This is a genomic window from Marinibaculum pumilum (assembly GCF_042646425.1).
Classification (GTDB): domain Bacteria; phylum Pseudomonadota; class Alphaproteobacteria; order Ferrovibrionales; family Ferrovibrionaceae; genus Marinibaculum; species Marinibaculum pumilum.
Window position 1 is genome coordinate 514,442 of sequence record NZ_JBHRTR010000028.1, and the last position, 23,174, is coordinate 537,615.

The following is a 23,174-nucleotide window of genomic DNA, read 5'->3' on the forward strand; positions in this document are numbered from 1 at the left end:
GGCGATGCGGCTCGCCGTCTATGGCGTCGGCGCGATCGGCGGGCTGGTCGCGGCCCGCCTGGTTGCCGCCGGGCACGATGTCACCGGGATCTGCCGCGGCGCCACCCTGCAGGCGATCCGGTCCGACGGCCTGCACCTGACCGTCGGCAAGGACAGAACCCGTCACGACCTGAAGGTCACCGACGATCCCACCGAGGCCGGGCCGCAGGACATGATCCTCGCCTGCGTGAAGGCCAATGCCCTGCCCGGCGTGATCGACGGGCTCAAGGCCCTTTCAGGCCCCGACACCCTGCTGGTGCCGCTGGTGAACGGCGTGCCGTTCTGGTTCTTCCAGGGCTTCGGCGGCCCGCTGGCCGATACGCCGCTGCAGTCCGTCGATCCGGGCGGCGCGCTGGCCGCCGCCTTCCCGGCGGAGCGGGTGACCGGTGCGGTGGTGCATATCAGCTGCTCCGTACCGCAGCCCGGCCATGTCCACAATCACGGTGGCAACCGCCTGATCATCGGCCCGCCGACCCCGGCGGTGCAGCCGCAGGCCGACCGGGTGGCGGACCTGCTGGAGGGTGCGGGCTTCGGCGTGGAACGCACGCCGCGGATCCGTGAGGCGGTGTGGGAGAAGCTGGCCGGCAATCTCAACTTCAACCCGATCAGCGCGCTGACCCGGGCGACGGTGGACCGGATCGCCGGCGATCCGGAATCGAAGGCGATCTGCGTCGCCACCATGCGCGAGATCATGACCCTGGCCGATTCGCTGGGGCTGGCGTTCGAACTCGATCCCGATGCGCGGGTGGCGCTGGCGCTGAAGCTGGGGCCGTTCCGCACCTCGATGCTGCAGGACGTCGATGCCGGCCGCCGGCTGGAGCTGGAGCCGATCGTCGGCGCGGTGGTGGAGATCGCCGACCGGCTGCAGGTGCCGGTGCCGTCAACCCGCGCGATCTACGGCCTGGCGCGCCTGCTGGACGAGAGCCTGGCCGCCGCCTGATCCCGCCGCCCGATCCCGCCGCCCGATCCCGCCGCCCGATCCCGCCGGGAACCCCGCTGCCGGCCGCTGCGTTTCCTTTTCGGTGCCGCAACCGGGCGGCACGCAGCAGGAGGATCGTGCGCCGTCATGGCAGAGGCCCCGCGGGCATATTGGAAGGGACAGTTGCGGCTTTCCCTGGTCGCCGTGCCGGTGACCCTGTTCGCGGCGACCCGCAGCCGCGCCGCGCTCCGCCTGCACCAGATCCACAAGCCGTCCGGCAAGCGCATCCGCTACGAAAAGGTGGCAGCCGGGGTGGGGCCGGTGGACCCGGACGAGATCGTCCGCGGCTTCGCGCTCGACAAGGAGAACTATGTCCTGATCGAGCCGGAGGAGCTGGACGAGATCCGCCTGGAGAGCCGCGACCGCATCGACCTGGTGCAGTTCGTCGACCATAGGGAGATCGACCCGCGCTATTTCGACCGGCCCTACTACATGGCGCCGCAGGACGACAGTGCGGCGGAGGGCTTCGTCGTTATCCGCGAAGCCCTGCGCGACGCGGGCAAGGTCGGGCTCGGCCAGATGGCGATGCGCGGCAAGGAATATCTCGCCGCCATCAAGCCCTGCGGCCGCGGCCTGCTGCTGGAGACCCTGCGCTATGCCGACGAGGTGCGCGACACCGACCAGGTGTTCGACGATATCCCTGACCTCGACATCGAGGGCGAGATGCTGGAACTGGCGCAGGAACTGATCGAGCGAAAGTCCAAGCCGTTCGATGCCGACGCCTTCCAGGACAGCTATGCCGAGGCGCTGCGCGACCTGATCGAACGCAAGCGCAAGGGCAAGGCGGTGGTCGAGGCGGCGGAAGGCGACGGGCGCGGTGGCGGCCAGGTGATCGACCTGATGGAGGCGCTGCGCAGCAGCGTGACGGGTGGCGGCAAGAAGGGTGGCGGCAAGAAGGGGAGCGGCAAGTCGGCATCCGGCTCGTCCGCGTCCGGCAAGACGTCTTCCGGCAAGTCCTCTTCCGGCAAGTCGTCCGCCGCGAAGTCCTCGTCTGGCGGCAAGGCCGGTAGCCGCACCGCCTCGCGGCGCAAGGCGAGCTGAGGGTGCCATGGCGACACGGCAGCCAGGCTCCGCCCTCGATGAGTACAACCGCCGACGCGACTTCCGGCGCACGGCGGAACCCGCCGGCAAGGCCGGAAAGCGCCGTGCCGGCAGGCGGAACGGTGGCGCCTACCTGATCCAGAAGCACGACGCCTCGCGCCTGCACTACGACTTCCGGCTGGAGCTGGACGGGGTGCTCAAGAGCTGGGCGGTGACCCGCGGCCCCAGCCTCGACCCGAAGGAGAAGCGGCTGGCGGTGCGGACCGAGGACCATCCCCTCGCCTATGGCGATTTCGAAGGCGTGATTCCGGAAGGCGAGTATGGCGGCGGTACGGTCATGCTGTGGGACCGCGGCACCTGGGAGTCGAAGGAGGATCCCGCCGAGGGGCTGAAGAAGGGCAAGCTGTCCTTCCACCTGCATGGGGAGCGCCTGACCGGCGACTGGGCGCTGGTGCGGATGCGCGGCAAGAAGAAGGAGAAGCGCGAGAACTGGCTGCTGGTGAAGGAGCGCGACGACGCGGCCGATGCCTCCGGCGGCCTCCTGAAGCGGCACACCGACAGCGTCGCCTCGGGCCGCACGATGGCGCAGATCGCGAAAGGCGGTGCGGTCCTCGGCGCGGCGGAGGAGCGGTCCGCCAAGCGCCGCGGCAAGGCTGCCAGCGCGGCCAAGAGCTCCGCTTCCACCGGCGCGCGGGGCAAGGCACGCCCGACCTTCGTTGCGCCGCAGCTGGCGACCCTGGTCGATGCGGCGCCGCAGGGCGGTGACTGGCTGCACGAGATCAAGTGGGACGGCTACCGCATCCAGGCGATCCTGGACGGCGGCCGGGTGCGGCTGATGACCCGCAACCGGAAGGACTGGTCCGGTCGCTTCCCCGCGATCCGCGACCTGTTGCAGGACCTGCCGGCGACGACTGCGGTGATCGACGGCGAGGTCGTGGCCCTGAGCGGCGACGGCGATGCCGGGGACGGCATGCCCCGCAGCGACTTCGCCGCCCTGCAGCAGGCGATGGAGAGCGGCGCCGCACTCTGCTACGTCGCCTTCGACCTGCTGCACCGCGACGGAGCCGACCTGCGCAAGGCGCCATTGCACGAGCGGAAGGCGGCCCTGCGCGACCTGCTGGGCGAGGGGCTGGCGGGCAAAGGCGCGGAGCTGCGCTTCTGCGACCATCTGGCGGGCGAGGGGCCGGCCGTCCACGCCCATGCCTGCGAGCTGGGGCTCGAGGGCATCGTCTCCAAGCGGGCGGACCGGCCCTACCGCTCGGGGCGGGGCCGCGACTGGCTGAAGGCCAAGTGCGCCCGGCGGGAGGAATTCGTGATCGCCGGCTTCTCCCCGTCCGACAAGAAGGGCCGTCCCTTCGCCTCCCTGCTGCTGGGCACCTTCGAAGGCGGGGACCTGGTCTATCGTGGCCGGGTGGGGACCGGGTTCGACGGCGATACGATGACGGAACTGGCGGCGAAGATGCGGCCGCTGGCGCGCAAGACCGCACCGTTCGACGACGTGCCCGCCGCGATTGCCCGGACGGCGCACTGGGTGACGCCGAAGCTGGTGGCGCAGATCGCCTATACCGAACGCACACCCGACGGCCTGCTGCGCCACCCCGCCTTTCAGGGCCTGCGCGAAGACAAGGCGGCGGAGGAGGTGCATTTGGACCGCTCACAGACAGACGAGACGGCTGCGGCCGGCGACGGTATTGCACTGACCCATCCCGACCGGGTGCTGTTCCCCGAACAGGGGATCACCAAGGGCGACCTGGCCGGCTATCTGGCGGCGGTGGCCGATCATATCCTGCCGCACCTGGCCCACCGGCCGCTGAGCCTGGTGCGCTGTCCGCAGGGTCGGGCGAAGGCCTGCTTCTTCCAGCGCCACCGCATGCCGGGCATGCCCGATGCGGTCCATGCCCTGCCGATCGTCGAGAAGGACGGCACGAAGGCCGACTACCTCTATGTCGAGGATGCGGCCGGCCTGCGCGCCATGGCGCAGTTCGGCGTGCTGGAGCTGCACATCTGGGGTGCGCCGGCGAAGGATGTCGAGAAGCCGGACCGGCTGGTCTTCGACCTGGATCCGGACGAGGGGCTGGGTTTCGCGGCGGTCCGCGCTGCCGCGCGCGACATGCGCGACCTGCTGGCGGCGCTGGGGCTGCAGAGCTTCCCGCTGCTGACCGGCGGCAAGGGGGTGCATGTCGTGGTGCCGCTCACCCCCGTCCGCGGCTGGGAGGAGGTGAAGGGCTTCGCCCGCGGCCTGTCCGAACGCCTGGCGCAGGCCGCGCCGGACCGCTTCGTGGCGAAGGCGTCGAAACAGGCCCGCAAGGGGCGGATCTTCCTGGACTGGCTCCGCAACGAACGCGGTGCCACCGCGATCTGCCCGTTCAGCGCGCGGGCCCGCAAGGGCGCGCCGGTGGCCGTGCCGGTCAGCTGGGACGAACTGGCCCGCGCGAGCTCCGGCGGCGACTACGACATGGCGAAGCTGCGCCGCCGCCTGGGCCGGCTGAAGGCCGATCCCTGGGCGGGCTATTTCGATTGCCGGCAGAAGATCACCGCGGCGGCGCTGAAGGCCGTGGCGGACCCGCAGACAGGAGGCAGGAAAATGGCGAAGGATCACGGGCCGCAGGTCAAGAAGGACAAGCTGTACGAGGACCTGCGCGACGAGGGCATGAGCAAGGAGAAGGCCGCCCGCATCGCCAATGCGAAGGCGAACCCGAAGCAGCAGCCCTCGAAGCGCGGCGGCAAGGCGCCGCCCTACGAGGACTGGTCGAAGCAGGACCTGTACGAGCGGGCCAAGGAGCTCGATGTCGACGGCCGCTCGAAGATGGACAAGGGCGCGTTGATCAAGGCGCTGCGGCAGCGGTAGGTGCCTCGCGTCCCGCAAGAGATTGATGAGAACGCCTCATAGGATCTAGCGGATTGCGGCCGGTTATCATCCGCGCCCCGATCCCCGATCTACTGACCAGGCGACATGGCCTGCATGCCGGGCCATACCGCATTTCACTGGACCAGTCGACGGAGATCCCGACATGAAGCGTCTTGCAGCAGCCCTGGTGCTGTCGACCGCCATTGCCCAGGCGGCCCATGCCCCGACAGCGAGCGCCCGGGACGGCGGCGCGCCTGCGGTTCCGGCCGCCGTGCAGTCGGCAACGCCGGCGCTGGCCGCCTATATGCGCGACAGCCTGTATGGCGATGTCTGGCAGCGGCCGGACCTGTCGCCGCGGGACCGCAGCCTGGTCACCCTGGCCGCGCTGGTGGCACGCAACCAGGCCGATGACATGCCGGACGAGGTCGACCGGGCCCTGGAGAACGGTGTCCGCGCGGCCGAGCTTTCGGAACTGATCACCCACCTGGCCTTCTACACCGGCTGGGGCAATGCCGTGTCCGCGGCCGAGGTGGCGGCGGCGGCCTTCGCCGAGCGGGGCATCGGCACCGGCCAGCTGCCGGCCGCGGACCCGACCCTGCTGCCGCTGGACGCGGAGGCGGAGGCGCGGCGCGAGAGCTTCGTGCAGGAGCGGTTCGGCGATGTCTCCCCCGGCGTCGTCGACAAGACACGCGACCTGCTGTTCCTCGACTTGTGGCTGCGACCGGCGCTGACGCCGCGGGACCGCAGCCTGGTGACGGTCAGCGCCCTGGTGGCGACCGGCAAGGTGGAGCAGATGCCCTTCCACCTCAACAAGGCGATGGACAACGGGCTGACGAAGCCCGAGGCGTCGGAGGTCCTGACCCAGCTCGCCTTCTATGCCGGCTGGCCGAACGTCTTTTCGGCCCTGCCGGTGGCGAAGGAGGTCTTCGCCGCGCGGGAAGAAAAATGACTGTCCTGACGGCGCCTGCCGTCCTGGCCGGCTGCCTCGCCGCGGCGCTCTCCGCCGGCGCGGCCTTCGCCGACAACAGCCTGGTCGGCTTTCCCGAGGATCATGCCGAGGGTCTGCACTACGGTACCGTCGAGCGCGGCAATATCACCGAGGAACTTTATACCGACCGCGAGGCGATCGAAGCGGCGAAGCGTGGCGAGCCCTTCCCGAGCGGGACCGTGATCACCCTGGTCGACTATCGCGGCGGCGACCTGCATCGCTATGTCGTGATGGAGAAGCGCGACGGCTGGGGCGCGCTGTCGCCCGCCGGCACCGGTGCCGGCGACTGGCTGTTCCGGGAGTTCGCCGCCGACGGAACGCCGAACCCGGCCGAGGACGGTACGCGCTGCATGTCCTGCCACCGGCCGCAGGCCCGCCAGGACTTCGTCTTCACGGTCGACCGGATGAAAAGCGTCGAATAGCGCCGACGGCAGAAGCCGTACCGGCAGCAGTGACACATGTAGGCCGCCCGGTGCGGCGCCAGAAAATGAATGAGAGACATTCGCCATGAGCGATCAAATCGAAGGCAAGGTCGTCGTCATCACCGGCGCTTCCAGCGGCATGGGCGAGGCCACGGCGCGGGACCTGGCGAGCAAGGGTGCAAAGGTCGTGCTGGGCGCGCGCCGGGCGGACCGCCTGGAAAAGCTGGCTGCCGGCCGAGGTCGATGTGAACGAGATCCTGTTCCGCCCCACCGTGCAGACGGAATAGGCCCGCCGGCCGCCGTCGGAGGCGCCGCCTACACTGCCGGGAAGCCGGACAGGCAGCGGGCGAACAGCTCGTTCTGCGTGGCGATGCCGAGCTTGGCGTAGGCGCGCTTCCGATAGGTCACGACGCTGTTGTGGCCGATCTCCAGGTCCAGGGCGATCCCTTCCGCCGTCATGCCGGAGAGGATCCGGCTGCAGACCTGGATCTCCCGCGGGCTGAAGGGAATCCCGAGCTGCCGCATCCGCTCCTCGACCAGCGGGATCGACAGCTCGCCGTTCATCGGGTTCAGCGCCGCCGCCCGGGCCAGGCCGAAATGGCGCCGTACCGCCTTCAGGAAGAAGGATCCGGCATTCACCACCCGCTCCACGTCCGAATCCCCGAACGCGGCATGGGTACGGAACCGGTAGAAGCTGAGCCGCAGGCGGCACGCGTCATCGTCGAACAGGAGCAGCAGCCGGTCGCCGATGTTGAGATTGTCGAAGCATTCGGCGCGATAGGCCTCGTCGACGCTCAGGTCGAGGCCCCTGTGGAGCTGGCCGACCGGCGTGACGGTGGCACCGTCGGACAGCACCGGGTCGCTGCGCCAGTGCCGGTCGGTGTAGCGGCGCGACGCCTCCAGGGCGTGGCGATCGGTCTGCGTCCCGCAGGAGGCAAGGCAGACCGGCGGCCCGTCGGCAGCGAAGGCGAACAGCGAGCAATAGTCGGCATCGACCACCTCGCGCCCCGCCCGCATCAGGGCGCGGCCGAACTGCTGCGTGCCGACCGTCCCGACCAGGTCGCCGCACAGATCGAATGAGACGAAGTTCGTCACCGTCCGCCTTCCCCCGGAAGCGTGAGCCCAATGCCCTAAACTAGGGCGCCGGAAGGGGGTGGGCAAAGGCAGAGCCGTCTGCTCCTCACTCCCCGCCGGTCGACAGGACGGCGCCGAAGCGGACCCATTCCTTGCCGTCGAAGCGCTGCAGCTGTGCCTGCTGGATCGGCGCATGGTCGCCGGGCGCGGTGTCGATCCGGATTCCCGGCAGCACCATCGGCACCTCCAGGTCCTGCAGGTTGGCCGCCTGTTTCATCATGTTCTCGCGGGTCAGGGTGTCGCCCATCTGCCGGATCACCTGCGCCACGGTCTTGCAGACCGCATAGCCGAAGCCGTTGAAGGCATCGGTCATGTCGCCGTCGGCGTAGTGAGCCTTCATGAACGCGGCCCATTCCTTGTAATCGGGGCTGTCCTGCCAGGCCGGATCGGTCGGATCCTTCATGTAGACGGCGGAGATGACGCCTTTCGCGCGGTCAAGGCCGGCCGGCGTCAGCACCGTGGCGACGGAGTTCGAGGCCGAGTTCAGCAGGTGCACAACGTCCCAGTTCAGGTCGGCGACCTTGCGGATCGCCTGCGCGCCGAACTTCGGCGTGGTGACGTTGTAGAACACGTTGGCGTCGGAGTTCTTCAGGTTGACGATCTGGGAATCGATCGTCGGGTCGGTGACGTCGTAGGTTTCCTCCGCCACGATCATCGTGTCCGCCCTGTCGCCCAGGACGTTCCGCAGCCCCTTCACATAGTCCTTACCGTAATCGTCGTTCTGGTAGAGGATCGCGATCTTGGCGTCCGGCAGGTTCTCCAGGATGTAGCGGCCGAAGATCTCCGCCTCGGTCAGGTAGCTGGGCTGCCAGCCCATGGTCCAGGGATAGTCTTCCGGGTTGTCCCACTTGCTGGCGCCGCTGGCGACGAACAGCTGCGGCACCTTCTTCTGGTTCAGGTAGCGGTGCACGGCGGAGCTGGTCGGCGTGCCCAGGCTGCCGACGATGCCCAGCACCTTCTCGCTTTCTACCAGCTTGCGGGTCTGCTCGACCGTCTTCGGCGGGCTGTAGCCGTCGTCGAGGGAGATCCAGGTGATCTTCCGGCCGTTGATGCCGCCATCGGCGTTGATCTCGTCGAAGCAGGCGCCGATCGCCTTGCCGATCGTCCCGAACGCGGATGCCGGCCCGCTATAGGGCATGGTGTTGCCGAGCTTGATCTCCGTATCGGACACGCCGGGTCCGTATTCCGCGGCGAGGGAGGGCGTGGCGGCGAGTGCGACGGCCGCGGTGGCGGCCAGCAGAATGGTGCGGGTCATCGTTCGGACGGAGCCTCCCTGTGGATCCTGTTGTTATCGGAGCGCCGCGGGCCCGGTCCTCGCGGAGATCGGATCGCCCGCCCCGTCGGGGTCGGCACCTCCGGCTTGCCGCGCGCCCGGCGGGTTTCCACAGACTCTATGGAGGGGGCCCTTTGCCTGCTGTCCCCCTGGAAAGGGACAGTCCCCGGAAGCCCGCGCCGGGACGCGCAGGCCCCGTCCCGTGACGGTTCAGAGGCCGGTCGCGAAATCCGCGATCAGGTCGGCGGCCTGCTCCACCAGGTCCGGCTGGCCGGCGAGATAGTGATTGCCGCCGGGGATCCGGTGCAGGTCCCATCGCGCCGCTTCCGAACGGCCGGCAAGCGCTCCCGACCATGCGGCGATGGTGGAGGGGAAGACCGACTGGTCGGCGGTATAGTCCAGCAACCGCACCGGCACAGAGGTCTCCGCCAGGCGATCGGGCCCGTCCGCCCGGCTGGCCATCGACCATTGCGACAGGTAGGCGGTCAGGGTCGTGAAGCGGCCCATCGAGTTGGCCGCGACGTTCACCGCAGCCGGATCGCCCCAGACGCTGCCGGCCTGGCGGTCGTTCGCATCCAGCGAAAGGTCCAGGAAGCGCGGGTCGGCATGGGTGCGATGGATCACGAAGGCCTCGTCCCGCGCCTTGCCGCTGCCGCGCAGGGTCTCGAGCCGCCGGCGCACCCAGGCATCGAGTCTGTCGTGGCGCCTTGCCTGGGCGGCACGGAAGGCGGCCACGAAGTCGGCCGGATAGGGGGGCGCATGGCGGCGGCCGTACAGGTCCAGCCCGGGGTCGAGCCGGTCGGGGTCGCGTTCGTCCAGCAGGGCCGGGTCGATCCAGCCGCGCAGCAGACGCGAGCGCCCGGCATGGGCGGCGCAGAGCAGGATCCCGTCGACGGCGGGCAGGTCCGCGGGCGACAGCTCGATCGCCGTCCCGTCGGGCGCGTCGCGGATCGTCAGATGCTCGGCCTGGGACTGGTAGAAGGCCGCCAGCGCCGCGCCGCCGGAATTGCCGATCAGGACGACTTTCCGCGCCCCCCTGTCGCGGCACCAGCGCACGCCGGCGCCGACATCCTGGATCGCGCGCTCCATCAGCAGCGACACGTCGTTGCCCAGATAGCGGGTGTTCAGCCCCATGCTCGCCACGCCGCGCCGGTGCAGCGGCTCCAGCAGGTAGTGGTTCATGAAGTTCGAGGTCGGATGGACGACGATCGCGGCGCAGCCGGACCAGTCCGCCGGCTGGCGCCAGGCGCCGTAGATCCGCGGCCAGTTCTGGTTCAGGCCGGACTGGCTTTCATGTGCCGCGCCGGAGGCGACCGGGATGACGGCAAGCTGCGGCTCTGTCATGGCCGGTCCTCCGGCAGGGAAAGGGCGAGGTCCCGCAGCGCCGCGTCGATCAGGCCCTGGGTCCGTTGCGCCGAACCCAGCTCGCGAAGCGCGGCCAGGGCCAGCTTGGCGAGGAACAGCGCCTCCGCCTCCACCGCACGGGCCGCGCCGAGACTGTCGCCGCCGGCATCGACGGCCTGCCGTGCGCGATCCACGCCCTGGGCCAGCGCCTCGTAGATCGCCTCGACGTCAGCGGCGGCGGGCTGGGATGCGTCAGGCATGGGTCCCCCGGATCCTGTCCATGGCGGCGGCAATGGACGCGCGGTCCGGCCGGCGCCTGGTCCGCCCGGCGACATGCCAGTCGGGCCGTACCAGGTAGAGGGTGCCGGGGGCGGCATCGTAGGCCGCCGCGATGCGGCCATCCGGATCGGCCAGGCCGGCCGCGCCCTCGCCGTCGACGACCAGCAGGTCGGCTGTCTTCGCGTCGGCGACCGCCGTCAGGTCGGCCAGCATCTCCCGCTCGTCCCCGTCCCCTGCGAAATACAGAAGCAGCGCCCGGGTGCCGAGCCGGTCGTGCAGGAAGCCCTCGTCCAGCCGGACCGAGCAGAGAGGGCTGCCGGCGGCAGGGCCGGCACGGAAGTCCGCCTCACCCTCCGGCCAGACGTTCAGCGGGCTCTCCGCGTAGGTGAAGGCGGTGCTCTGCCGGGGATTGGCCAGCGCGCCGGCCCAGCCTTCCGACAGCGAGAGGGAGAGCGCCGCGCGGCGCAGCAGCCGGTAGCCGCGGGTCGGCGGGGTCATGAAGCGCGTGGACTTCCCCGCCTCCTGGAAGATGTCCAGTGTCGCGGCCCGCCGCTCAGCGCTGTAGCTCTGCAGCAGGGTGGCCGGTGCGGACCCGTCCAGGACGGCGGCGAGCTTCCAGCCGAGATTGTTGGCATCGGCCAGCCCTGAGTTCAGCCCGCGCACGCCGAAGATCGGCACAAGGTGCGCCGCATCGCCGACAAAGACCACCCTGTCGTGCAGGTAGGACTCCAGGCACAGGCAGTGCGCGCTGTAGAGCGAGACCCAGTCGAGCTCCCACGGCGCGGTCTCGCCCGCCATGTCCAGCACCTCCTGGATCCTGCGGCGCAGCCGCGGCTCCTGCATCTCCGCGTCGGAATCGTCGCCATCCCGCAGCTGGTAGTCCACCCGCCAGATGTCGTGCGGCTGCCGGTGCATCAGCACGGTCGAGCCGCGGTTCGCCTCGCTGTCGAACCAGGCCCGGCGCTCCGTGGGGGAGCGGCTCTGCATGTGGATGTCGGCGATCAGGTAGCGGCCGGAATAGGAGGTGCCCGACAATCCCAGATCCAGCAGCTTGCGCATCGTCGAGCGCGCGCCGTCCGCGGCGACGGCATAGGCCGCCTGCAGGTCGTAGCCGCCTGCCGGCGTCTGCACCTGCAGCACGACACCTGTCCCGTCCTGCCGCAGCCCGGTGACCCGGCTGCGCCAGCGCATCTCCACCAGACCGGTCGCGGCGGCGCGCTGCAGCATGATGCGCTCCAGCAGGTTCTGCTGCAGGTTCGCCATCGGGAAATACCGCTCGTCTCGCGAATGCGGCATCTCCAGGCGGTAGATCGGCCGGCCGCGGAAGAAGGAGGTGCCGGAGGTCCAGGGCAAGGCGACCGCCTCGAAGGCATCGATGCAGCCGATCTGCTGCAGGATCTCCATCGAACGGCGCGAGATGCAGGCGGCGCGGCTGCCGGGGGATTCCGTATCGCCGTCCGTCACGACGACGGAGCGGACGCCGCGGACCGCCAGGTCCAGCGCGACGGCAAGGCCGACCGGCCCGGCGCCCACGATCGCAACGTCGTGACGCGGCGCCCCGCCGGACAGTTCCGGCGGCGTCACGAAGGGATAGGGCCGGTACTCGAAATAGGAGGCCCGGTGCAGGGCCGTAGCGGACACGCCTTCAGCCCTCCGTGCCTGCGCGCCGCCGGCGCTTGCGCTCGGTCCAGGCCTGCAGTTCGCCATGCACCCTGCCGGCGGCCTCGGCCAGGGCGCGCTTCTCGCCGGTGCGCGCCGTCAGCTCGACCCGCAGGCCGTTGGGATCGAAGCAGTAGATCGACCTGATGATGTGGTGGTCGGTGACGCCGATGACGTCGACCCCGGCCGCTTCCAGCCGCGCCTTCGCCCGGGCCAGGCTGTCCTCGTCGGGAACCAGCAGGGCGATGTGGTTCACCCAGGCCGGCGTGTTGGGGGAAGGCAGCGCGGCGGTATCGTCGCCCAGGTCGAAGAAGGCCATGAACGAGCCGTCCGCCATCCGGAAGAAGATGTGGACATAGGGCGTCTCTTCGCCGGTGGAGGGGACGCGGTCGCTCTGGATGATATGGGCCAGCGGCAGGCCGAGCAGGTCCTCATAGAAGTGACGCGTTTCCTCCGCGTCGCGGCACCGCCATGCGAAATGGTGCAATCCAGCAATGCCGAGACTGCCGGCCGCTCCTTGCGGTTCCATCGCGCTCCTCCCCCGATCGGTCCAAGGCATGGCACCGATGCTAGGGTGCCGCGCCCGGGCCCGCTGTCCCACCAGGAAGGGACAGCGGCACGCCAAGAGGGGGGGACGCCAAGAGGGCGGGATGCCAGGAAGGTGGCTTCAGTCGGTCCCGCCGGCAGCCGGTTCCGGTGCGTCCGGGAAGGATGTGAGCTGCTGCCACACGCCCTGGCCGTCCTCCAGCCAGAACATGACCGGCCGCAGTTCGCTGCTGTCGGCGGATTGCAGGAAGCCGATCGCCTCCAGCCGTTCGCCTTCCCGGATCGGCCGGTCCAGGCCCCACCGCGCCATCCAGTCCGGGCCGGCAAGCACCAGCCGCAGTTCCTGGCGATCGCCGCCATAGGGGCGGGTCGATGCCATCGTGGCGCGGCCGATCTCCGGGTCGGCGCCCGGCGGCAGGTCCCGCCCCGACAGGTCGGCCGGCGGTTCGGTCGTCGCGATCCGCAGGCGCACCTCGCCGTGCGGGTAGCCCCAGTAGACCTCCTCGACGGTGCCGGACACGTAGTAGGCGTGCCGGGTCTCGAAGGAACTCCAGCCATGATGCGCGCCGGCCCGTTCGGAAGCCAGGAGCGCAAGCAGGCCGAATGCGATGATTGTTGCGGCTGCGATCTGTCGGACGGGCATCTTCGGGACTCCCTTCGTTATGCGGTCGCGCCGCGGCCCGGATGCCATGCCGGACCGCGGCGCAAAGGTCCGCGGCTTGCCTTATTCCGCGCCGTACTGCGCGTCGGTCACCTGTTCCATCCACTCGACATTCTCGCCGTCGCGCACATTGGTCAGGGCGGTGTGCTGCATGGATGCGGTCGGCGTGGCCCCGTGCCAGTGCTTGACCCCCGGCGGGGTCCAGATCACGTCGCCGGGCCGGATCTCCCGCTTCGCGCCGCCCTCCTGCTGCACCCAGCCCGTACCGGAGGTGACCACCAGGGTCTGGCCGGCGGGATGGCTGTGCCAGGCGGACCTTGCCCCCGGGGCAAAGGTCACATAGGCGCCGGAGGTCGGTGTTTCCGCGTTCGGCGGGAACAGCATGTCGACGATGACATTGCCCGTGAAGTAGTCGGCCGGGCCCTCGAACGAGGACCGCGATCCGTTGGGCGAGATCTCCATCTGCTGCGCCAGTGCCGGCGTCGTGGCGATGAGCGCGGCCGCGCAGAAGCCGATCGTGCGGAGGTTCATGTCGGGTCCTCTCCTGTCTGGGTGCGGGTCGATGGCGGGCGCATGCCCGCCTCCGATAGGTCGTGCCCGAACCGGATTCCGGTAGGGCGCCGCACCCGGACGCCTCTATGAGCGGTGCTCATGAATGCCGGCCGGAATGGGCCCGGGACGCGGCAGCGTCCAGACAGCGACCGGGGCATGCCGGCCGCGGACCATGCGGTCCCGGTCGCGCCGGAGGCCGGGGACGAGGCTTTCGGGCGGGCTGCCGCGGTCCCGTGCGGCCTGGACCAGGGCGTCGCTTGCCACCAGACCCGCCCCCGTCTCCCGCGTGAGCCGTTCCAGCCGGCTCGCCACGTTCACCGCATCGCCCAGCACCGTATATTCGAGCCGCTGCGTGTCGCCGATATTGCCCACCAGCACCTCGCCATAGTGGATGCCGATGCCGATCTCCACCGGCGCGTCGCCGACCAGCGCGCGCGCCGCGTTCCACCTGGCGATCTCGTCGAGCATGGCCGCGGCACAGGACAGCGCCCGGACAGGATCGTCCGGCCGCTGCCGGGGCGTGCCGAAATGCACCATGATCGCGTCGCCCAGATACTTGTCCACGGTCCCGCCATGCGCGAAGGCGACCCGCGCCAGGCGGCTGTGGAACTCGCGCAGCAGGCCGACCAGTGCCGATGGCGGCAGCCGCTCCGAGATTGCGGTGAAGCCCACCATGTCGGCGAACAGGACCGCCACGGGCTGCACTGCCGGTTCGCCGAAGGCGTCGCCGCTGGTGGCGATCTCGTCGACGATGTTGGGGGAGAAATATCGTGACAGCGCGCCGCGCTGGGCCTCCGCGGCGACCTGCCGGCGGACCAGGCGGCGGGACCGCCAGACGGTGAGGGCCAGGATCACGGTGACCAGCACCAGGAAGACGACCTGATTGTACAGGGTGGTCAGGCTGACCGCGTCGGGGTCGAGATAGGCGCGGATCACCGCTTCCGAATTCAGCCCGCGATCGAGCATGTCCACCGAGGTGTAGGCGACCGAGCCCGGCAGGCCAGCCACCCAGAGGAACGCGGTGCTCCACGCCACGACGGAGGCGATGCCGGCCCAGATCACGAGGATGGGCGAATAGCTCAGGGCCATGCCGGCCAGGAAGACACCGAAATACACGAAGCTTGGCAGGCGGAGGTTGAGTTGCGGCGTCCAGCCCTCGACCGAGAAAGGTGCTGGCACCACCAGGATGTAGCTGAGGATGGCGGCGTCGAGCAGCAGGAAGGCGGCGGTCACCCAGGTGCTGCCGCGTCCCGCGCGGGCGAGCAGATAGGGCGGCGCGCCCAGAAGCGCGAAGCAGGCGATCGCCGCCAGGTAGAGGCCCGACCGTTCGAAGGGCAGGGTCAGCGCCAGCCAGACGGCCATCGCACCGAGCGCCACCAGGCGGGCCCAGAACATGTAGGCCAGGCCGGCCAGTTCCTCGCGGGCGATGTCCCGGCTGAGATCCTTCCACGGCATCCGGCCGTCGGCAGCTCCGCTCACGGGTCCGGGCGGTCTGCCATGCTGGTCCTGCCGCGGCATGCGGGATCCCCGCCCGCTACTGCCCGAGCAACCGGATCACCACCCGGCCCTCCGGGGCCTGCGCAAGAACCTCGATGCCGGTCTCGATGCCGCCCAGGCGGACGAGGCCGCGCGAATAGCCGAAGTCCCGGTAGAAGATCGCCAGATTGCCCCAGGGCGCGTAGTAGGCGATGTCGCCCAGTTCGGGGTCGTAGCCTTCCGGCGCATCTTCGGCATCGAGCTTCTCCGGCAGGTCGCTGACTTTCTCGGTCGCGGCATAATCCTTCAGGGTGACGGTGAGGGGAAGCATGGCGGCGAACTGCCTGGCCGCCGCATTGTCCTCCAGGGTCGCCGCTACGCGATTCACATATCTCTTCTCTTCGACGCGCCTCCCTGCTGCCGTCGCCCTCGGGCTTGACCCGAGGGGCATGACGGGACAGGGACGCTGCGCAACTTCGCCGTCTTGCCACGATCCTCGGCTCGGGGGCCGAGGATGACGGCAAAAAGGTAGGACCGCAGGGCTGATCTGGCCCCGCCGGCGAAATGTGTGAATGCCGTAGCGAAATGTGTGAATGCCGTAGAGGGTCGCCGTGAGGGTCACTTCCCCGATCTCGATGCCGATCCGCGTGCCTTCGACCTGGCGCCGGATCTGGTCCTCCGTCATTGCCGGCCCGGCGGCGGCGACCATCAGGCCGGCTGCGCCGGCCATTGCGTTCCGCAGCGCTCGCTTTGTCATTCCTTGTCCTCCCACGTCGCGGCGTATCGTGCTGCCCGCGATCGTGCGGCCCGCAGGTCCGGATCGCCTTCCCTGGATCTGCCCCCGCCGGACGATCCGGCAGGGGCAGTGCCTAGGCCAGCTGGTCGCGGATCGGCAGGCTGCGGATGCGCTTGCCGCAGGCGGCGAAGATCGCATTGGCCAGGGCCGGGGCCACCGGCGGCAGGCCGGGCTCCCCGACCCCGCCCAGCGGGGCGTCGAAGCCTGTGGGGCTGACCAGATGGGTGTGGATCCGGCGCGGGGCCGTGTCGATGCGGGTCACCTCGTAGTCGTGGAAGTTCGACTGTTCGACCCGGCCTTCGGCAAAGCTGATCTCGCCGGTGGTGGCCAGGCTGACGCCGAAGACCACCGCCCCTTCGAGCTGCGACCGCACCCGGTCGGGATTGACCACGGCGCCGCAATCGAAGGCGATATCCACACGCGGGATGCTGAGCTCCCCGCTGTCGCTCACCGCCGCCTCGACCACCACGGCCGCATAGCTGAGGAAGCTGCGATGCGCGGCGATCCCCAGGCCGTGGCCGGCCGGCAGGTCGCGGCCCCAGCCGGCCTCCCGTGCCGCGGTCTCGATCACGGCGCGCAGGCGGCCGGTGTCGAACGGATACTTCTCCGGATCCTCGCCATAGAGCCACGGGTCGGACAAGGCGGAGGCAGCGATCTTCCGGTCGGGGCCGAGCAGTTCGAGCAGACAGTCCTTCTGGTCGCGGCCGGCGGCATCGGCCAGTTCAGCGGCGAAGCTCTGCACCGCGAAGGCATGCGGCACGTTGGACACGGCCCTGAACCAGCCGATCCGGGTATGCGCCTCGGCCGCCGGGTTCTCCACCCGCACGTTGGGGATCGCGAAGGGCATGTCGACCGCGCCCATGCCCAGCTCGAACCCGCCCTCATGCTCCGCGCCGGGGGCGAACAGCGATTGGATCGTCGGCGCCACGGTGCGGTGCAGCCATGCCACCGGCTTGCCCGTTTCGTCCAGCCCGGCCTCCAGCCGTTCCACGGACACCGTGTGCAGGAAGCCGTTCCGGATGTCGTCCTCGCGGGTGAAGGTCAGCTTGACCGGGCGGCCGTCCATGGCGCGGGACAGGATCGCCGCCTCGCTGGCGAAGTCGGGCTTCGACTTGCGGCCGAAGCCGCCGCCCAGCAGCATCGTGTTCACGGTGACCTTCTCCGCCGGCAGGCCCAGGCGCTGGGAAAGGTCGTTGCGGATCGCCTGCGGGTTCTGGACGCTGCACCAGATCTCGCAGCTGTCGGCGCTGACCCGTGCCGTTGCGGTCGGCGGCTCCATCGGTGCCTGCGCCAGGTGCGGCAGGTAGTAGGAGGCAGTGACCCGCCGTGCCGCACCCGCCAGCCCGGCATCGACATCGCCGTCGTTGCGGACCACCTTGCCCGGCTTCTCTGCAGCGGATTGCAGGGTGTCGCGATAGCTGGCGGAATCGTAGCCGGCGTTCGGCCCGTCCTCCCACTCGATCTCCAGCATCGACCGGCCCTTGATCGCGGCGAAGGTGTTCTCTGCCACCACGCCGAGCCCGCCGAGTGGGGCGAAGACCGACGGGATGCCCGGCGCCGCGATCGGCACCACTTTCAGCACCCCGGGGACCTTCAGCGCCTCTGTGGCGTCGTAGCGCTTCACCTTGCCGCCATAGACCGGCGGCCGTGCGACGACGGCGAAGGCCATGCCGTCGACCTGCGCGTCGATGCCATAGACCGGCTTGCCGGTGGTGATGTCATGATTGTCGACCAGCGGCAGCGCCGCCTTGCCGATATAGCGGAAGCGGTCCGGCGTCTTGAGGGCCAGCGCAGTCTCCGCCGGCACCGGCCGTTCGGCCGCGCCGCGCGCCAGGGCACCGAAGCCGATGCGCCGGCCGCTGGCGGCATGAACGACCTCGTGACTGTCGGTGCGGAGCTCGGCGACAGGCACGTCCCAGCGTGCGGCGGCTTCCGCCTCCAGCATCTGGCGTGCGGCGGCCCCGATCCGGCGCAGCGGCATGAAATGGTGCCGCATGGAACGGGAGCCGTCGGTGTTCTGGTTGCCGTAGCGCGCCTCGTCGCCGGGCGCCTGCCGCACCGTGCAGCGGGCAAGGTCGGCCTCCAGTTCGTCGGCGACCACCATTGCCCAGCTGGTGCGGATACCCTGGCCCATCTCGGCCCGGTTGCAGAGCAGGGTGACCTCGCCGTCATCGGCGATGGACAGGAAGATCCGCGGATCGTCCTTCACCCCGCCGGGCATCGCGTCCGCGCCATAGACCTTGTCCTGGCCGAACGACAGCCTGGGCCGGGTCGCCAGGACGAAGGTGCCGGCGGCGAGGCCGAGCAGCACCGAGCGGCGGCTGACATTGGTCAGTCCGCCAGTGGTCAGTCCGCCATTGGTCAGTCCGGTACTCCCGGTCATCGTCATGCCCCCCCTGCGGCGCGCTTGATGGCCGCGCGGATCCGCGGATAGGTGCCGCAGCGACAGATATTGCCGCTCATCGCGGCGTCGATGTCGGCATCGCTGGGCTGCGGGGTCTCGTTCAGCAGGGAGGCCGCCTGCATGATCTGGCCGACCTGGCAGTAGCCGCACTGCGCGACGTTGAGGTCGCGCCAGGCTTCCTGCACCGGATGCGTGCCATCCGGCGACAGGCCCTCGATCGTCGTCACCTGCCGCCCTTCGATGTCGCCCATCCGGGTCTGGCAGGAGCGGATCGCCGTGCCGTCCAGATGGACGGTGCAGGCGCCGCACAGGGCCATGCCGCAGCCGAACTTGGTGCCGGTCAGGCCGGCCACGTCGCGCAGGTACCAGAGCAGCGGGGTCTCCGGGTCCCCGTCGAAACTCTGCGCCTGTCCGTTGATGGTGAAGGTCGTCATCTCCGCTCCTCGGGCTTCCACGCGGGGGCCATGCGGGCATGACTGCACCCATCGGGCGCGGTCTCCCCTACACTCAAGGTGGATCGAGGGAAGGCGGTGACTAGACATCTCAATTCACTAGGTCTTATGAATCAGGTTCATCAATGCGGTTGCAGTTAGAACTTGGCGGTCGCGGCCCGCGACAGCCCCTTACCCGAAGGGTGCGGCCGTGCTGCGTGACAATGCGAACGATCTGATCGCCTTCCTGGCCGTCGCCCGCGAAGGCAGCTTCACGAAGGCGGCGGGGCGGATCGGCGTCTCGCAATCGGCCCTCAGCCATACCATCCGGCAGCTGGAGGCCCGTCTGGGCATCCGTCTTCTGGCGCGTACCACCCGCGCGGTGGCGCCGACAGAGGCGGGGGAGCGCCTGCTGCGCAGCATCGGCCCGCATTTCGAGGAGATCGAGGCCCATCTCGAGGCGCTCAGCGAACTGCGGGACAAGCCGGCCGGCACCATCCGGATCACCGCGTCCGACGATGCGATCAACCACCTGCTATGGCCGAAGCTGCGCCGCTTCCTGCCCGACCATCCCGACATCACGGTCGAGCTGATGCGCGACAACGGGCTGGCAGACCTGGTGACAGAGCGCTTCGACGCCGGGGTCCGGATGGGCGAAATGCTGGCCAAGGACATGATCTCGGCCCGCATCGGCCCGGACTTCCGCTTCGCGGCGGTGGGGTCGGGCGCCTATTTCGAGCGGCATCCGCCGCCGGCCGATCCGCAGGACCTCGTCGGTCATGCCTGCATCAACATCCGCCTGTCCGCCGGCGCCCTTTATGCCTGGGAGTTCGAGAAGGAAGGGCGGGAGGTCCGGATCCGGGTGGACGGACAGATTGTCGTCAACAATCCCTACGATGCGGTGCAGGCGGCGATCGACGGGCTCGGCATCGCCTATGTCCCGGAACATGTCGCCGAGGGCGATCTGGCCGCAGGGCGGCTTCGCCATGTCCTGCAGGACTGGTCGCCCTGCTGGGACGGCTACTACCTCTACTATCCCAGCCGGCGGCAATCCTCGCCCGCCTTCACCGCCCTGGTGAACGCGCTCCGCCATCGCGACTGACGGGGGCGGTGCCCGTGACCAGGACCGGGACCATGCGACGGGCCGCGATGTCTGCCAACAGGGCCGGTGCGCCGACCGGCAGGGCGGGGCGGTCCAGCACCAGGAGGCTCTCGTCGATCCCGGCCAGTGCGCGCTCGAGCATGGGCAGGCTCAGGGTGAACGGCCCCGCACCCTGCCTGATGCGGTCGGCGAGATCGACCAGCGGGGCGCCGATGCGATGCGCGATGGCGGCCGCGATGCGATGGCCTTCCCCATCCGGCCCCAGGGTCGCCACCGGGCCCCGCCTGCGCCGCGTCCCGTGCGGCAGGTAGAGCACCGGGACGGTGCTGGCCGCGACCGACCGCAGGATGCCGGCAAAGGGATAGCTCAGGCGGGCCATCGGGTCGGCGGGCTCCAGGACGGCGAGCAGGTCGGCCGATTGCCCGCCAGCATGCTGCAGGGCGGCGGCGCTTGCCCGTTCGACCTGGAAGCCGGCGCGAACCCCGTGCGCGGCAGCGGCCTGCAGCAGGCGCTGCCGCATCAGGGCGGCACTGGTCGCGAACTCCGCGGCGAGCCGGTCCCGGGTCACCGCCACCGCGGCGCCGGATGCCCGGGCCAGATGCCGGGAGAGCGGCGCGGCAGACCATTCCAGGACCGGGTCGTCCTCGACGAAGACGCCCAGCAGCTCGCTCTGCAGCGCCTGTGCGAAGGCGACCGCGGTCTCCAGGTCCGGCATTGCGCAGGTCGCATCGTGGAAGCCGAGGACGATCCGCCGGAACGGCGGCGCCAGCGATGCCGGATCGGTCATGCGCCGCCTCCTTCGCTGCGCCCCTCCATGGCCCGTCGCGCCCGGCCGAAGGCCTTCAGGCGGTCGGCCACGAGCCGGTTCACGCTGCCCTCGGGAAAGCTCCCGTCGGCATCGGCCGCGCCGACCGGCCGGCCGGTCATCAGCGCCAGCCCCTCGTCGATCGTGGCGATGCCGTAGACGGCGAAGCGCCCGGCGGCGCAGGCCTCGACGACATCGTCGCGCAGCATCAGGTGCTGCACGTTCGCCGCCGGCACCAGGACGCCCTGGCTGCCGGTCAGGCCGCGGGCATTGCAGATGTCGAAGAAGCCCTCGATCTTCTCGTTGGCACCGCCGATCGCCTGCACCTGGCCGTGCTGGTTCACCGAGCCGGTCACCGCCAGGTCCTGCCTCAGCGGGACCTCTGCCAGCGCCGACAGCAGGGCGTAAAGTTCTGCCGAGGAGGCGCTGTCGCCGTCCACCCCGCCATAGGACTGCTCGAAGACCAGGCTTGCCAGCAGCGAGACCGGCGCGTCGCCTGCAAAGCGCCCGGACAGGAAGCCCGACAGGATCAGCACGCCCTTGGAATGGAGCGGGCCGCCGAGCTCGACCTCCCGCTCGATATCGACCACCTTGCCCGCGCCGGGGCTGACCCGGGCGGTGATCCGGGTCGGGCGGCCGAACATGAAGTCGCCCAGGTCCATGACGCTCAGGCCGTTCACCTGGCCGACGGCAGCGCCATCGGTATCGATCAGCGCGATCTCGCGCAGGATCGATTCGGCCACCCGGTCGCGGATGCGGCTTGCACGCCGCACCTGTTCCGCGATCGCCCGCTCCACGTCGGCCGCGCGGATCGTGAGGGCTTCGTCCCGCTTCGCCCAGTACGCCGCCTCCACCAGAAGGTCGCCGACCTCCTCCACCGCGAGGGTCAGCTTGGCGGCATCGCCGGCCAGGCGGGCGGCCCGCTCCAGGACCCGGCCGACCGCGCCGGGCTCCAGCGGCAGCAGGCCCTTGCGGCGGCCGACAGTCGCGACCAGGCGGGCATAGAGCGCCTCGCTTCCCTCGACCCTGTCGAGGCTGTCGTCGAAATCCGCCAGCACCTTGAAATGCTCCCGGAAGTCCGGGTCGACCGCGGCGAGGAGGTAGTAGAGCATGCGCTCGCCGAGCAGCACGACCTTGACGGCCAGCGGGATCGGGTCCGGCTCCAGGGAGATCGTGCTGGTCAGGCTCAGCAGGTCGACCGCGCTTTCGATCCGGATCTCGCCGGCCCGCAGCGCCCGTTTCAGGGCGGTCCAGGTGAACGGCTCGCCCAGCACCGCGCGGGCGTCGAGCAGCAGGTAGCCGCCATTGGCGCGGTGCAGCGCGCCGGGCTTGATCAGGCGGAAGTCGGTGATCAGGGCGCCCTGGCGCGGGATATGCTCGATCCGGCCGACCAGGTTGCCGAGGCTCGGATGCAGTTCCTGCACCACTGGCGCGCCCTGTCCAGCGGACTGGGTCACCAGCAGGTTGACCTCGTAGCGGTCGGTCGGCGCGGCGCCCGCCAGGTCGCCGTCGGCGCCCGGACCGCCGTCCTGCTGCGGCGCGAACAGGCCGACATTTTCCACCAGGTCGGCCTGCACCGCCTCCAGATGCGCCAGGACCTCCGGCAGGTCGGCGAAGCCGGCCCTTGTCTCCTCGATCAGGTGGCCGACCGCCACCTCCGCGGTTTCGCGGCCCAGCTTGCGCAGGTCCGCGCGGCGCTCCTTCTCCCAGGCCGGCACCGACCGCAGCACGGCTTCCAGCTTCTTCTCCAGTGCCTGGATCACCTCCCGCAGATGCGCCTTCTCCTCCTCCGGCAGTTCGTTGAACTGCTCGGGACGCACCACCTCGCCGTCCTTGATCGGCGCCAGGGTGAAGCCGAACGGCGTGCGGATGACGGCGACGTTCGCCGCGTTCGCCTCTTCCTGCAGGGCCTTGAAGGCGGTCTCCTGCGTCTCCTTGAACGCCTGCTCGATGGCGGCGTGACGCGACTGGAAGTCGTCGGCCTCGAAGGCCTTGGGCAGCGCCGCCTTCAGGTCCTGCACCAGTTCGCGCATCGCGTCCCGGAAGGCCGGGCCGCGACCCGGCGGCAGGGCAAGGGCGATCGGGCGGTGCGGGGTCGCGAAGTTGTTCAGGTAGACCCAGTCCGATGGCGCCGGCGCGGCCTTCGCCCGCGCTTCCAGAAGCCCGGTGACCGCTTCGTCCAGGCTATCGGGGGTGGCGCCCACGACGAACAGGTTGAAGCCGGGTGCGCTGACCTCCGTGCCGAAGGCGATGGCGGCGCCCGCGCGCTCCTGGCCCACCATCAGGTCGATATCGTCGAGTTCGGCGGTCGTCGCGAAGCGCAGCGCGGACATGTCGCAGTGGCGGATCAGCCGCTCCGGCGGGAGCGGCTGCACGACCGGCTCCGCGGTCATCC

The 23,174-nt window shown here is 70.1% G+C and carries 21 protein-coding genes; 7 read left to right on the top strand and 14 right to left on the bottom strand.

Annotated features, from left to right (window positions below; genetic code table 11):
* Nucleotides 1–4 precede the first annotated feature (4 nt).
* The 6 genes from ACFOGJ_RS15030 to ACFOGJ_RS30335 all read left to right on the top strand — a co-directional run bounded on the left by ACFOGJ_RS15030 (nucleotide 5) and on the right by ACFOGJ_RS30335 (nucleotide 6,705).
* Nucleotides 5–979: a ketopantoate reductase family protein gene (locus ACFOGJ_RS15030; RefSeq protein ID WP_379901792.1), complete on the top strand. Its 975-nt coding sequence runs from the start codon at nucleotides 5–7 to the stop codon at nucleotides 977–979.
* Nucleotides 980–1,105: 126 nt separating this feature from the next.
* The gene (gene ku / locus ACFOGJ_RS15035) at nucleotides 1,106–2,059 is read left to right on the top strand and encodes a non-homologous end joining protein Ku (protein ID WP_379901794.1); all 954 of its coding nucleotides are present in this window, start codon (nucleotides 1,106–1,108) and stop codon (nucleotides 2,057–2,059) included.
* 7 nt (nucleotides 2,060–2,066) lie between these two features.
* Nucleotides 2,067–4,907 carry a DNA ligase D gene (gene ligD / locus ACFOGJ_RS15040; RefSeq protein WP_379901796.1) on the top strand — a complete coding sequence of 947 codons (2,841 nt, stop codon included), beginning with the start codon at nucleotides 2,067–2,069 and terminating at the stop codon, nucleotides 4,905–4,907.
* Between the two features lie 163 nt (nucleotides 4,908–5,070).
* A complete protein-coding gene (locus ACFOGJ_RS15045) occupies nucleotides 5,071–5,856 on the top strand; it encodes a carboxymuconolactone decarboxylase family protein (RefSeq protein WP_379901798.1) in 786 nt (261 codons plus the stop codon).
* The gene (locus tag ACFOGJ_RS15050) at nucleotides 5,853–6,317 is read left to right on the top strand and encodes a cytochrome P460 family protein (RefSeq protein ID WP_379901800.1); all 465 of its coding nucleotides are present in this window, start codon (nucleotides 5,853–5,855) and stop codon (nucleotides 6,315–6,317) included. Before ACFOGJ_RS15045 ends, ACFOGJ_RS15050 begins: the two co-directional genes overlap by 4 nt.
* Nucleotides 6,318–6,402: 85 nt before the next feature.
* Nucleotides 6,403–6,705 (top strand): SDR family NAD(P)-dependent oxidoreductase, encoded by a 303-nt coding sequence (locus tag ACFOGJ_RS30335; RefSeq protein ID WP_449288588.1) that lies wholly within the window; start codon nucleotides 6,403–6,405, stop codon nucleotides 6,703–6,705.
* On the opposite strand, the gene ACFOGJ_RS15060 is transcribed toward ACFOGJ_RS30335, so the two are convergent.
* The 12 genes from ACFOGJ_RS15060 to ACFOGJ_RS15115 all read right to left on the bottom strand — a co-directional run bounded on the left by ACFOGJ_RS15060 (nucleotide 6,633) and on the right by ACFOGJ_RS15115 (nucleotide 18,875).
* The gene (locus ACFOGJ_RS15060; RefSeq protein ID WP_379901802.1) at nucleotides 6,633–7,412 is read right to left on the bottom strand and encodes a helix-turn-helix transcriptional regulator; all 780 of its coding nucleotides are present in this window, start codon (nucleotides 7,410–7,412) and stop codon (nucleotides 6,633–6,635) included. The genes ACFOGJ_RS30335 and ACFOGJ_RS15060 overlap by 73 nt on opposite strands.
* Before the next feature lie 85 nt (nucleotides 7,413–7,497).
* Entirely contained in the window at nucleotides 7,498–8,706 is a 1,209-nt protein-coding gene (locus ACFOGJ_RS15065) for an ABC transporter substrate-binding protein (protein WP_379901804.1), read from the bottom strand.
* Between the two features lie 228 nt (nucleotides 8,707–8,934).
* Nucleotides 8,935–10,068: a hypothetical protein gene (locus tag ACFOGJ_RS15070; protein ID WP_379901806.1), complete on the bottom strand. Its 1,134-nt coding sequence runs from the start codon at nucleotides 10,066–10,068 to the stop codon at nucleotides 8,935–8,937.
* Complete coding sequence (locus ACFOGJ_RS15075) at nucleotides 10,065–10,328, bottom strand: hypothetical protein (protein WP_379901807.1); 264 nt, start codon at nucleotides 10,326–10,328, stop codon at nucleotides 10,065–10,067. Before ACFOGJ_RS15075 ends, ACFOGJ_RS15070 begins: the two co-directional genes overlap by 4 nt.
* Entirely contained in the window at nucleotides 10,321–11,988 is a 1,668-nt protein-coding gene (locus tag ACFOGJ_RS15080; protein WP_379901808.1) for an FAD-dependent monooxygenase, read from the bottom strand. Before ACFOGJ_RS15080 ends, ACFOGJ_RS15075 begins: the two co-directional genes overlap by 8 nt.
* A gap of 4 nt (nucleotides 11,989–11,992) precedes the next feature.
* Nucleotides 11,993–12,535, bottom strand: coding sequence for a VOC family protein (locus ACFOGJ_RS15085; protein WP_379901810.1), 543 nt, complete (start codon nucleotides 12,533–12,535; stop codon nucleotides 11,993–11,995).
* A 138-nt stretch (nucleotides 12,536–12,673) separates the two neighbouring features.
* Nucleotides 12,674–13,195, bottom strand: coding sequence for a hypothetical protein (locus ACFOGJ_RS15090; RefSeq protein ID WP_379901812.1), 522 nt, complete (start codon nucleotides 13,193–13,195; stop codon nucleotides 12,674–12,676).
* An 81-nt stretch (nucleotides 13,196–13,276) separates the two neighbouring features.
* A complete protein-coding gene (locus tag ACFOGJ_RS15095; protein WP_379901814.1) occupies nucleotides 13,277–13,744 on the bottom strand; it encodes a (R)-mandelonitrile lyase in 468 nt (155 codons plus the stop codon).
* 105 nt (nucleotides 13,745–13,849) lie between these two features.
* Nucleotides 13,850–15,244, bottom strand: a complete 1,395-nt coding sequence (locus ACFOGJ_RS15100; RefSeq protein ID WP_379901816.1) for an adenylate/guanylate cyclase domain-containing protein — start codon at nucleotides 15,242–15,244, stop codon at nucleotides 13,850–13,852.
* 55 nt (nucleotides 15,245–15,299) lie between these two features.
* Nucleotides 15,300–15,629, bottom strand: coding sequence for a cyclophilin-like fold protein (locus tag ACFOGJ_RS15105; protein WP_379901818.1), 330 nt, complete (start codon nucleotides 15,627–15,629; stop codon nucleotides 15,300–15,302).
* Between the two features lie 481 nt (nucleotides 15,630–16,110).
* Nucleotides 16,111–18,420: a xanthine dehydrogenase family protein molybdopterin-binding subunit gene (locus ACFOGJ_RS15110; protein ID WP_379901820.1), complete on the bottom strand. Its 2,310-nt coding sequence runs from the start codon at nucleotides 18,418–18,420 to the stop codon at nucleotides 16,111–16,113.
* Between the two features lie 2 nt (nucleotides 18,421–18,422).
* Nucleotides 18,423–18,875, bottom strand: a complete 453-nt coding sequence (locus ACFOGJ_RS15115) for a (2Fe-2S)-binding protein (protein ID WP_379901823.1) — start codon at nucleotides 18,873–18,875, stop codon at nucleotides 18,423–18,425.
* A gap of 208 nt (nucleotides 18,876–19,083) precedes the next feature.
* Between ACFOGJ_RS15115 and ACFOGJ_RS15120 the strand changes: the two genes are divergently transcribed.
* The gene (locus ACFOGJ_RS15120) at nucleotides 19,084–19,974 is read left to right on the top strand and encodes a LysR family transcriptional regulator (RefSeq protein ID WP_379901825.1); all 891 of its coding nucleotides are present in this window, start codon (nucleotides 19,084–19,086) and stop codon (nucleotides 19,972–19,974) included.
* Here ACFOGJ_RS15120 and ACFOGJ_RS15125 read toward each other — a convergent pair.
* Both ACFOGJ_RS15125 and ACFOGJ_RS15130 read right to left on the bottom strand, forming a co-directional pair.
* Nucleotides 19,937–20,761, bottom strand: a complete 825-nt coding sequence (locus ACFOGJ_RS15125) for a hypothetical protein (RefSeq protein WP_379901827.1) — start codon at nucleotides 20,759–20,761, stop codon at nucleotides 19,937–19,939. The genes ACFOGJ_RS15120 and ACFOGJ_RS15125 overlap by 38 nt on opposite strands.
* Nucleotides 20,758–23,172: a Lon protease family protein gene (locus ACFOGJ_RS15130; RefSeq protein ID WP_379901829.1), complete on the bottom strand. Its 2,415-nt coding sequence runs from the start codon at nucleotides 23,170–23,172 to the stop codon at nucleotides 20,758–20,760. The genes ACFOGJ_RS15125 and ACFOGJ_RS15130 overlap by 4 nt, the downstream gene beginning before the upstream one ends.
* Nucleotides 23,173–23,174 lie beyond the last annotated feature (2 nt).

What these genes read in the sequence shown, in the direction of transcription:
- ACFOGJ_RS15030 (WP_379901792.1), top strand. Translation starts at nt 5, where the DNA reads ATGCGGCTCGCCGTCTATGGCGTCGGCGCGATCGGCGGGCTGGTCGCG.
- ku (WP_379901794.1), top strand. Translation starts at nt 1,106, where the DNA reads ATGGCAGAGGCCCCGCGGGCATATTGGAAGGGACAGTTGCGGCTTTCC.
- ligD (WP_379901796.1), top strand. Translation starts at nt 2,067, where the DNA reads ATGGCGACACGGCAGCCAGGCTCCGCCCTCGATGAGTACAACCGCCGA.
- ACFOGJ_RS15045 (WP_379901798.1), top strand. Translation starts at nt 5,071, where the DNA reads ATGAAGCGTCTTGCAGCAGCCCTGGTGCTGTCGACCGCCATTGCCCAG.
- ACFOGJ_RS15050 (WP_379901800.1), top strand. Translation starts at nt 5,853, where the DNA reads ATGACTGTCCTGACGGCGCCTGCCGTCCTGGCCGGCTGCCTCGCCGCG.
- ACFOGJ_RS30335 (WP_449288588.1), top strand. Translation starts at nt 6,403, where the DNA reads ATGAGCGATCAAATCGAAGGCAAGGTCGTCGTCATCACCGGCGCTTCC.
- ACFOGJ_RS15065 (WP_379901804.1), bottom strand. Translation starts at nt 8,706, where the DNA reads ATGACCCGCACCATTCTGCTGGCCGCCACCGCGGCCGTCGCACTCGCC.
- ACFOGJ_RS15070 (WP_379901806.1), bottom strand. Translation starts at nt 10,068, where the DNA reads ATGACAGAGCCGCAGCTTGCCGTCATCCCGGTCGCCTCCGGCGCGGCA.
- ACFOGJ_RS15075 (WP_379901807.1), bottom strand. Translation starts at nt 10,328, where the DNA reads ATGCCTGACGCATCCCAGCCCGCCGCCGCTGACGTCGAGGCGATCTAC.
- ACFOGJ_RS15085 (WP_379901810.1), bottom strand. Translation starts at nt 12,535, where the DNA reads ATGGAACCGCAAGGAGCGGCCGGCAGTCTCGGCATTGCTGGATTGCAC.
- ACFOGJ_RS15090 (WP_379901812.1), bottom strand. Translation starts at nt 13,195, where the DNA reads ATGCCCGTCCGACAGATCGCAGCCGCAACAATCATCGCATTCGGCCTG.
- ACFOGJ_RS15095 (WP_379901814.1), bottom strand. Translation starts at nt 13,744, where the DNA reads ATGAACCTCCGCACGATCGGCTTCTGCGCGGCCGCGCTCATCGCCACG.
- ACFOGJ_RS15110 (WP_379901820.1), bottom strand. Translation starts at nt 18,420, where the DNA reads ATGACCGGGAGTACCGGACTGACCAATGGCGGACTGACCACTGGCGGA.
- ACFOGJ_RS15115 (WP_379901823.1), bottom strand. Translation starts at nt 18,875, where the DNA reads ATGACGACCTTCACCATCAACGGACAGGCGCAGAGTTTCGACGGGGAC.
- ACFOGJ_RS15125 (WP_379901827.1), bottom strand. Translation starts at nt 20,761, where the DNA reads ATGACCGATCCGGCATCGCTGGCGCCGCCGTTCCGGCGGATCGTCCTC.
- ACFOGJ_RS15130 (WP_379901829.1), bottom strand. Translation starts at nt 23,172, where the DNA reads ATGACCGCGGAGCCGGTCGTGCAGCCGCTCCCGCCGGAGCGGCTGATC.